6 protein-coding genes and 1 pseudogene are annotated in these 9,912 nt (G+C 48.6%); 4 read left to right on the top strand and 3 right to left on the bottom strand.

Annotated features, from left to right (window positions below):
- Nucleotides 1-69: 69 nt before the first annotated feature.
- Nucleotides 70-556 (top strand): annotated as a pseudogene (locus KBW69_RS23750) (DEAD/DEAH box helicase family protein); the annotation flags it as partial.
- Between the two features lie 12 nt (nt 557-568).
- On the opposite strand, the gene KBW69_RS09490 reads toward KBW69_RS23750, so the two are convergent.
- A complete protein-coding gene (locus KBW69_RS09490; protein ID WP_257275067.1) occupies nt 569-1,036 on the bottom strand; it encodes a DUF29 domain-containing protein in 468 nt (155 codons plus the stop codon).
- Between the two features lie 84 nt (nt 1,037-1,120).
- On the opposite strand from KBW69_RS09490, the gene KBW69_RS23745 reads away from it, so the two are divergent.
- Nucleotides 1,121-1,288, top strand: a complete 168-nt coding sequence (locus KBW69_RS23745; protein ID WP_373690684.1) for a DEAD/DEAH box helicase family protein — start codon at nt 1,121-1,123, stop codon at nt 1,286-1,288.
- A 96-nt stretch (nt 1,289-1,384) separates the two neighbouring features.
- Here KBW69_RS23745 and KBW69_RS09480 read toward each other — a convergent pair whose 3' ends face one another.
- Nucleotides 1,385-2,788: a WD40 repeat domain-containing protein gene (locus KBW69_RS09480; protein ID WP_257280700.1), complete on the bottom strand. Its 1,404-nt coding sequence runs from the start codon at nt 2,786-2,788 to the stop codon at nt 1,385-1,387.
- A gap of 323 nt (nt 2,789-3,111) precedes the next feature.
- Between KBW69_RS09480 and KBW69_RS09475 the strand changes: the two genes are divergently transcribed.
- Together KBW69_RS09475 and KBW69_RS09470 are read left to right on the top strand one after the other, a co-directional pair.
- The gene (locus tag KBW69_RS09475) at nt 3,112-5,259 is read left to right on the top strand and encodes a type I secretion system permease/ATPase (protein WP_257275080.1); all 2,148 of its coding nucleotides are present in this window, start codon (nt 3,112-3,114) and stop codon (nt 5,257-5,259) included.
- Nucleotides 5,252-6,688, top strand: a complete 1,437-nt coding sequence (locus KBW69_RS09470; protein WP_257280699.1) for an HlyD family type I secretion periplasmic adaptor subunit — start codon at nt 5,252-5,254, stop codon at nt 6,686-6,688. The genes KBW69_RS09475 and KBW69_RS09470 overlap by 8 nt, the downstream gene beginning before the upstream one ends.
- Before the next feature lie 27 nt (nt 6,689-6,715).
- On the opposite strand, the gene KBW69_RS09465 is transcribed toward KBW69_RS09470, so the two are convergent.
- Nucleotides 6,716-9,907, bottom strand: a complete 3,192-nt coding sequence (locus KBW69_RS09465; RefSeq protein ID WP_257280698.1) for a hypothetical protein — start codon at nt 9,905-9,907, stop codon at nt 6,716-6,718.
- Between the last annotated feature and the right edge of the window lie 5 nt (nt 9,908-9,912).

Raw genomic sequence — 9,912 nt, 5'->3', positions numbered from 1 at the left:
TAAATTGGTCTAAAAATTCCTGCTTCTTCGTCAAATAGCTCGCTATTCTCCTCAGAAGCAGAAATTTTTATCCTCAATTTCTTGCAATCCTCGCTACGGACGCTTAAGTCCGACAGGCTGCTAGAGAAATCCGGCTGGAACATACACACGCAAATTCGCGAAGAAGTTACCTTTGCCGTTGGTCGTATAACCGTCAAAGGCACACTCCACAGCCGGGGGAGGGGAGAAAGGCGGGCTGACTAACTGCTCTTCTAACGGGACGGCCTGCCAATCGCCGTCATTGAAGCCAAAGATAATAACCACAGTGTGGGAGCAGGTCGGCAACAGGCACTGGAATACGCCGACCATCTTGATACTCCGTTCGTAAAAGCATCAGCGCCCCTTCTATATCAACAAGGACGGCAAACGTCCGCGCTACTATCAGGCCAACGCCATCAAACGGACCATTGAGGCCATCGCCAAGGGCCAGGATCGTATCCTGCTGGTCATGGCCTCTGGTACCGGCAAAACCTACACCGCCTTCCAGACCATCTGGCGACTATGGAAGTCGAAACAGAATTTGTATAAATCAGTCATGGTCCGCCTCCGGCAGCCAGTCTTCTGTCATGACTTGTTCGTAGGTCCATGGGCATTCAGTCGGGAAAGCGTCGGGTTTGCACAGCATCTCTCTGGCGGCCAGCTTTCGGGCATAATCATAAGCCTTCGGAAAAATCTCAGTCAATTTGCTATTGAGAGCAGGATTTTCCTGAAGCTCTTTCTCTATGGCGTCCCGCTGCTTGGCAATACTGGTTGACCAACTTCGGAACCAACGATCCATCTCATGCAGATCATTTTTTCCAACCTGCATCTGCCATTTAAGAGCGTGCATGAGTAATTGAGACAAACGGCTATCTACAGAACGGTAACGGGCTCTACCCATGTCCTCAACTTCCTCAACCAGGTTGTCAATGTCCAGTTCATCAAAACGGCCTTGCCTGATAAGCTCAGCTTGTTGGTAGGACCATGTGTAGAAATCAGTGTCGTACAAGTTTTCCATAAAATACCTCCATTGGCCTACCAATGTAGGCAATTAACAGAAGGGAATCAAAATGAATTACCAAAGCACAGATGCCTTTGCCGGGTGCTTTACCAGGCGGTGACGGGCAAGAAAGAAGAGCATTACATCTTCAGGCAATTCTCGCCCGACTTCTTTGACCTGATCGTCGTGGATGAGTGCCACCAGGGCAGCGCCAAAGGTTACTGTCAATCACGTTGTATCTCCATTTGTTGTAATTTTTCGGTAATTTAAGGCGTAGAAAAACCTGAGGGTCCGACATACAGGGGTATTCCGACCCCCTTCAAAAACGGATAACAGGCCATCATCATTTTGCAAACAAAAAGTGAGTCACCAGCATCGCAAAATAGCAACAGCGTTAAACAACGTGGTCACTAGCGACATCATCGAAGCAACCCGCAATGGTGAAAACGAACCAAGGGGCCGACCACCCGCTTGATGAATCTTCAGGAGATGGACGGAATGATTAAAGCGACTACCGACCACTAGCTGGTCACCACTGAAGTCAAACGTAATTCGGTTTCCCGGCCAATCCGCACTTCCATGGGGGCTGGCCAGAGTTGTTTGATAACAGATGCTACCATTGTCAAACTGAACAACGTGCAAGCCCCGCTCGCCAGCAATCAAAAAGGTATTGCTGTAGTACTGTCGGATTTCATCCAGTTTTCCCAGGTCTGGCCAGCTTGACTCGATGGTATCCTCCACTCCCTCCCCATTCGGTGGAAACATGGCATTCTCACACGGATTGAATGAACAAACCTGTTGGGTCATGGCCTGCTGCCCGGTAGCGGTTTGACATTGATGGGAATACAACCGACAACCAAGAGCTTGGTAGGAATAGTGAGCAGGACCCGTGCCAGTGGTTTGATTAACCATCTTGGGAGGGCATAAAACTAACTCTCCACCTCTATGGATAACCAACAAGTGTGCATCTGCGAAGGTAGCCCCAACGGGTTGATCAATAACCACCTCATCAATAGCCGGTGTCAGTACCGTTACAGGCCGCCAATCTCCAGCCGATTGCTCAAAGCAGGCTATTTGGTTGTCAAACGTCCAACTGACACACAATTGCTTGCTGTCTTTACTGAAACTGGCAGAGGAGCAGCCCTGGCGAAAAAGATAGTGACTTTGTCCACCAAAGCGTTGGAATGATCCCGTTTGACAGTTTTTTTCCTGCTGATAAACCCGCAACTCACCCATGAGTAGAGAGCAAGCCGCCAGCCATTTACCATCAGGGCTCACCCCAAGCGACGAGACACCAGCAAACGCCACCAAAGGGCCTGTGGTCAGCTGCCCCTGTTCCCAAATGAAGCTGCCAATACTTCCTCCCTCTTTATCCGAATCACTGGCCACGTAGAAGCAGTTTTCTCTTTTAACCAGGCTTCGGTGTTGTCTTGAGTTGGGTGATATCTGGATCGTCGTTTGCACAACACACTGGTCAGAACCCTCTGAACAATGGAATGCAAGACAGAGCCCTCTGTCGTTTAAAACAACCACTGTCATATTCGCAGTTACATTGTGTTTTTGGGCAAATAATGCAACGCCCGCAGGAGCACCAAACCATTGGGTCTTATTTGCAACCTGATAGGTTTCGTGCATCAACACATTGTCAATCAATGTCAGTCCAAGTCCGAAAGAAGGCATCCCAAAAAATAGAAAAATAACGGTAAAGCAAGTACAGCCCCCGAGAGCCTCAAAACAGGCAGAAACTTTACGTAAAATATCAGTATTCATGATCAATATTACTTCCCGGGCGGTAAGGCAGAATTTACCGTTCCAGTCATTTCCGCGAAAGTGAGAACCTCTCACGACTAAACTAAAATAGCTGACCATATAAGGTAGCATGCTTAATCAAGGGTCTGCTTACAAAAAAACTTCTAAAAAACTTCTCACTGTGCCTGAAAGACCAGTTTTTATGGTATGCAAAAAATTTGTAACGGGACCGCCGGGAAAGTCTACAATGCAAGACTCAACTAAACAGCTGTAACGGATTAGCGAACTGCACCTTCAGGTTGAAGCGTTTTTTTGCAACAGAACCAAGAACAAGGATATTGCCAATGGGCACTACAGATGCTGATACCGAGCCATCTGCCGGGAGTGGCTTGTTTTGCTTTTTATTGATGACGCAATACCTGAAGAAAACCATTGACATGAGTGTCATCAAACATGAGTTCTGCCCAGAGGGAGAAGACCTGACCCCACTGACTATGCTCAGAGCCGCCAGACAACTGAAACTGAGAGCCAGACAAGTTAGAATCAGGCGACAGCGATTAGCTAAAATACACTGTCCGTTTATTGCCATAGACAAAAACGAGCATTTTTTCATTATAGCCGCCATCAGCGATGGCAAAGCATTGATTCAACGGGAGGGAATGAGACCAGAGTCAATTTCTTTGGATGACCTCTGGAGTCACTGGCGTGGCCAGGCCATTTTAATGACTGATCGAAGCATTCTGCCAGGCAAAAATCAGCACTTCGATATCAACTGGTTTATACCGGCTATTGTCAAGTTTCGAAAACTGTTCAGAGACATATTGATTGCTTCGTTTTTCTTACAGCTATTTGCCCTGCTGACGCCACTTGTTTTTCAGGTGGTGATGGACAAAGTGCTGGTTCACCGGGCGGAAATGACTCTGAATGTACTGGTTATCGCGCTGCTGGCCATTTCCCTGTTTGAGGTTATGTTGGGTGGCTTGAGAACCTATGTTTTTTCACATACCACCAACCGGGTTGATGTTGAATTAGGTACCTGGTTATTCCGGCACCTGCTGAAACTTCCTGTTGCTTTCTTCCAGAATCGACCCGTGGGTCAGGTTGTGGCTCGTGTGCGTGAGCTGGAAAATGTGCGTAATTTCCTGACCAGCAGTGCTCTCACTCTGGTCATTGATCTGTTTTTCAGCTTGTTGTTTATAGCTGTCATGTTCTTCTATTCCAGTCGGCTGGCCTGGATCGTGGTCAGCTCGATTCCATTCTACATTATCATTTCTATTTTGATCACTCCCCGCCTGCGCCAGAGAACCGAAGAATTGTTTCACCGCAGTGCCATTAACCAGGCATTTCTGACCGAAACCCTGACCGGGGTAGAGACCCTTAAATCCATGGCCATCGAACCCCAGATGCGCCAGCGCTGGGAACATCAGCTGGCCGGTTTTGCCCAGGCCTCTTTCCGTTCCGTGGTGACGGGCATGTACGGCAGTCAGTCGGTACAGCTGGTGAACAAACTGTTCATTGCCCTGTTGATGTGGCAAGGATCTCTGGAGGTCATTCATGGGCATATGACGGTAGGCGAATTGATCGCCTTCAATATGATTTCAGGGCAGATTTCTGCCCCCATCCTGAGGCTTGCCCAACTCTGGCAAGACTTTCAGCAATTTCGCATTGCTATCGCCCGTCTCGGTGACATCATCAATGCCCCCACCGAGCCCCAAAGTCATTTAAGCCAATCTTCACCACCGGCAATGAAAGGAGCCATCAGGCTTGAAAATGTTGTTTTTCGCTACAGCCCTTCGAGCCCCGCAGTACTGAACCGCATAGACCTGAACATTCCTGCAGGACAAGTGATCGGCATTGCCGGCCGTTCAGGCTCTGGCAAGTCAACGCTGACCAAGCTGATCCAGCGGCTCTTTATACCAGAAAGTGGCAAGGTTTATATTGATGGTGCCAACCTTTCACTATTAAACCCAGCCTGGATCCGACGCCAGATCGGTGTCGTCCTCCAGGACAGCGTGCTGTTTAATGGCACCATTCGGGACAATATTGCTCTTGCGAATCCAACCCTGGATATGGAATCAGTCATCGCTGCAGCCCAACTGGCCGGAGCCCATGATTTCATTATCGAAATGCCCCATGGCTACAATTCTGAGCTGGGTGAGCGCGGCATAGGGCTATCAGGCGGACAGCTTCAGCGCCTGGCGATAGCCAGAGCACTGGCCACCCAGCCCAATATCCTGATTTTTGATGAAGCAACATCAGCTCTGGATTATGAGTCAGAAAAAATTATTCAGGACAACATGCGGGCTATCTGCAAAGGCCGCACCGTCATCATCATCGCCCATCGACTCTCAACTATCCGTCATTGCGATCGGATTGTGGTGATCGAAAAAGGGGTTATTGAAGAAGATGGCAGCCATAATGAGCTGGTTCAACAGCGTGGCCGCTATGCTCAGCTGTGGTCTTCACAAATCGGTGTAGCAGAACGTGTTTAAACCATTGGGACGCATATTCACGCTGATCAGGGACAGCCTGCACCATGAGAAAAAGCATCCTCAGGTCAGGCGCAAAAAAGATGAACTGGAGTTTCTGCCGGCAGCGGTTGAAATTCTCGAATCACCACCGTCACCGTTTGCTCATGTCCTGATGTTGCTAATTTGTGCCCTGCTGACTTTTGTTTTGCTCTGGAGCTGGTTCAGCTTTATTGACACCGAAGTCACTGCCAATGGCAGAATAATACCAGTGGGCAAGGTCAAGGAAATACAATCACTGATTGCTGGCCGGGTGGATACCCTTTATGTCACAGAAGGTGAGCATGTTGATAAAAACCAATTACTGATCAAGCTAAACCCCACTGAACCAGAAGCTGATATTCGCCAGATTGAAGCCATGTTGCTGCACAACCAACTCAATGTCGGGCGATTGCAATTGTTGCTTGAATCGGCAACGGAAACGCCTTTGGCTCCGCCTCCCAACCTGCAGCAGTGGATTACCCAGGCTAAGCTACCACTCTCGGGAAAGCCAAGCCCTGACCAGTGGTTTCGCCAGCAACAGTTACTGGATTATGACTACCAGCATTATCAGAGCAGCAATCAATCCATAGTGCAGCAAATCAGTCAGCGCCGGGCAAAAATCATGGCGATTCAGGCCGAAATTGATCGACTGCAAATGCTTAACCCCCTGCATCTGGAAAATGAAAAAGCGACTCGGCAATTATTGGACAAAGGCCTTGTTTCACGACTGGAGTGGCTAGCCGTCAGGGAAAAACAGCTGGATACCAGCCAGCAGCTGCAAGTCCAACAGAGTCACCAGAATGAAGCAAAGGCAGAGTTGGCAGCCCTTGTTAGCGAAAAAGAAAGTAGACAAAAAGCATTTCGGCATGAACGCATGGAAAAACTCAATGAGTTCAGTGACAAGATTACTGAACTAGAGATCAGCATTATTAAAGCCAGGGAACACAACCAGAATTGTTATATCCGGGCACCGGAAGACGGCACGATACAACAATTATCGGTGCTGGGTGACGGCTCGGTGATCCAGCCGGCGGTCACTTTGATGTCGTTGGTTCCGGACAATGCCCAGCTACAGGCGGAAGTCATGGTGGAAAACAAGGATATCGGTTTTGTGAAGGTGGGGATGGTGACCGATATCAAAATAGAAACTTTTCCATATACATTTTTTGGCTATCTGCAAGGCGTAGTTGAGCTGGTTTCCAAAGATGCACGGAACCTGGGCGAGCAGGGATTAATGTACCCGGTATACATCCGATTGAACCAGCAATTTGTCAATGTTAACGGTCAGAATGAACCTTTGCATGTGGATATGATGGTCTCTGCCGAGGTAAAAACCGGTAGACGCCGACTGCTGGAATTTTTTCTGGAACCCTTTTTGCGCTACCGGGATGAAGCACTGAATGTCCGTTGAGGGTGTTTTGAAAACAGACTCCCGGCCTCAGGCCGGGCTGTCCAGAGACTTTTGAGCGAGACTTAGACGCTTCTGCTGCTCAACCTGGTCCAGCTCCAACTGGTATTGCATCTTCCTGAGCCTGCGATTGAACACAAAAGTCGCTAACCAGACGGCTGGGTTGTAAGAATCCTGCTTTTTCAATTGAACAGAAGGTGACTGAAGTTGCAGCCTCGAACCTTTTCCGACAATGGGCAGAACCACCTGTACGGTCATCTCTTTCTTACCGAGGAAGAAGCTCATCCACAAGGACAGTTTTTTCATCAAGCTCTGTGGAGCAATTCGCATTTCGAAATCAGCCATCCTTTTTCCATCTTTTGTCCGGAACTGTGGATTAATTACCCCTACGCAGTCTTTCAAGTCATTGAACTTTAATGCCTCTGGTGACTTTTCTGTGGCAGGCTGGACAACGGCCTGGGATAAAGGCTTCCTGACCGGTGCTTCTTCGGCTTTGGGTGTTTCGACTTTGGATGCTTCGACCTTTTCAGTTAACGATGATGAAGGTGGTGTGACTGCGTCGGTTATTCGAGCGTTAACTGTTGTTGACTGAAGCCGTTCAGGCTCAAAAACAGAAGATCGTGCCATTACATTCTGCGGAGGTTCCGGATTTGTCGGCACACTATCTATTGAAAGCGTGTCATCTGTGGGCACACTATCTATTGAAAGCGTACTATCTATTGAAAACGTACTATCCATTGAAGTTGTTACGACAGGATCAGGTTTTGAGACCTCAGCATCCGGGGTTGAGTTCTCTGGTGATTTCGGTTTTGAAAAAGGGGAAGTCACTTCCGTGTTCAAGGGTACCTCTACCTCCGGCAGCGATGAAGTCCGTGATACTGGCGGCTCAACTTTCAATGAATCCAGAGAGGTGGAGCTGTTATAACCTTCACCAGTTTCGTCCTGAACAGGTTCATCCACCCTCTCTTGCTGCGGCTCTTGTTGCGATTCGTTCTGAGAGAGCGGCAATACCAGGTGCTGCAGTTTTTCTGGCGCAAAAACAACGGGATCAGCAAAAACGCCCTCTTCACAGAGTTTCCAGACTTTCTGCTGAGACTCCTGGGTTAAACCTGCCGACGCCAGTGCTGACGACATCTCCACTGCATCAACATCATTCGAAAGCAGGTCTCCGGTTTTCTTTACAAACTCCTCGCTGCGCTGCTGGTACTGGCTATCTTTCTCCGCTGAGAAAGTCACCTCCCCCTGCCGGGTCAGGCAGGAAACCGTACCCAGATCAATCTCCAAATAATCAGAGATTTGAGCCCCCCCCGAGTGCTTCTTTTTGGCCGTCTCCCTATAAATCGGCATAACGACTTTTTCCAGTGTGTTGGAGTCCACTGGAAACTTCAGCTGCAACAGTTCCTTGACCAGGGGTCCATAGGGTGGGCGAATTTTGATAGCTGCGCCTCTGGCGATGACCGGTACCGACCTTTTCTCTCCCGTCGCTTCGTTCTGAACGGTGATATCGCTGGCCATCTCCGGAATACTCAGCTCCACGACACCGCGTTCACTGAAAGAAAAATCAGATACATTGATCTTGAGCTGATTCAAGTCAACAGAGCAGGTATTTGATACAGGAATATTCATTTCCGGAATATCAAAATGCTTTTGTAAGCCTGCCGGGTTGGCATTGGCCACAGCCGCCAGCCCATAGACCAGATCGATCAGCACCCGGTTCATCTCAACGTACGACTCAATATCTTTTAATCGTTTTTGCTGAACGTCTCTTGCCTGTTTGCTAAACATTAACTCGCGGCTTTTGACTGCTTTCTCTTTCGCTACCATTTCCAGCTCGCTGGCCGCTTGATGATCCATTTGTTGACACCGGTCTTTTGCTTCGCCCTCAGGCATGCGTTTCATATCTTCCCGGAGTTGACCAAGATCGTCATTTCGCTCTTTTTCTTCTTTGGCCAGATTTTCGCATACCACTTCCAATCCTTTATGCTTCCATTGCTTCTCAGCTTCCAATGCTGCAAGAGGAGGCTTGGAGCTTCCCGACATTAGCGGGATCACCAAATCAATCAGCGAGTGAGCAAACGGAGCGTCTTGCAGCGCCAAAGTTTGTCCATCTTTTTTCTCTAACTGAAGGCTTTTAACAGACACTTCAGCCACATCACTGAACCTGGATTTAGGCGGGTTTGTGAACATGCCATCAAAAACAGGCTTCAGCGCTTTGTGCAATCCATAAAGATGCATGGGAGCTTTCACGATATTGCCGGTCAACGCCTTGTGCAAGTAGCCACTGGCCGGAGGCTTCATTTTGATACGGATGCCTCCGGATAAAGTCATTGGCTCGACCTCGCCACTGGCACCCATTGACGATACATCTGCCCTGATATCGGCAATATCCAGTGTCAGCTCACCCGTGGGTGACAAAGAACACTGCTCTATAAACACACCAACGTTTTGCACCTTCAGCTCAGCACCGGTCGATAGTTTGGTCGACATATCTCCCAGATTGAGGTGATAAACCTTGCCAGCAGACGGCCCTTTTTCGGACTTTTTAAAAACGTGTTGAAGCCCATGTATCAGTTTAAGTCCGGGACCCATTTGCTCTTTGATCAACGCCAGGAAGTCTTGCATCTCTTTCTTGATCGTCTTATCCCAGGCTTCCAGGAGAGGCTCTGTCTGATTGATCCCCTGAATGTTTAGCTCCAGCCTGCTCAGTTCAGCTCTTAATTCAAAAAACCTTTTTTGGAGTTCTGCAAATTGATGCTGCTCGTCAGGTTTCAGGTGGGGAAGCTTTTGTCTTAATTTATTCTGTTTAACCTGAATGGATTTCATCTCAGCCATAAAGGTCTGCAGTTTCTTTTTGTTTTCCCCAGCAAACTTTTTATTGCTATCTAACTGGTCGTTGGCCTTGTTGCCAAGGACGCCCATTCCGAGTCGGATGAACCCCATCGCTGCAGTGGAAAAGGTTCGCAGGAGGGCGTTCCAGAAGCTGCCCTTCACTTTCTCAATGACAACATCCCGTTTGTGGATAGGTACATAAGGGGAGTGCTGGCCTGCTTTACCTTCCAAACCTTCCAATGCAGCACCGGTCGTTTTGTGAACAGACACGTCCCGGGGGCCCATATTGACCTTCGAGGGTTGGGTATTACCGGAGGGTATCGATGGATTTTGATGTGTATCCTGCCTGCCCCTTGGGCCATTTACAGGAAGATTGGGGCCGCCAGTTTTCATGTCAT

It is taken from the genome of Endozoicomonas sp. ISHI1 (assembly GCF_024606225.1).
Taxonomy (GTDB): Bacteria; Pseudomonadota; Gammaproteobacteria; order Pseudomonadales; family Endozoicomonadaceae; genus Endozoicomonas_A.
Note: the sequence above shows the minus strand (reverse complement) of the source record. Positions and strands in the feature narration are given on the sequence as shown.

What these genes read in the sequence shown, in the direction of transcription:
- KBW69_RS09465 (WP_257280698.1), bottom strand. Translation starts at nt 9,907, where the DNA reads ATGAAAACTGGCGGCCCCAATCTTCCTGTAAATGGCCCAAGGGGCAGG.
- KBW69_RS09490 (WP_257275067.1), bottom strand. Translation starts at nt 1,036, where the DNA reads ATGGAAAACTTGTACGACACTGATTTCTACACATGGTCCTACCAACAA.
- KBW69_RS09475 (WP_257275080.1), top strand. Translation starts at nt 3,112, where the DNA reads ATGGGCACTACAGATGCTGATACCGAGCCATCTGCCGGGAGTGGCTTG.
- KBW69_RS09480 (WP_257280700.1), bottom strand. Translation starts at nt 2,788, where the DNA reads ATGAATACTGATATTTTACGTAAAGTTTCTGCCTGTTTTGAGGCTCTC.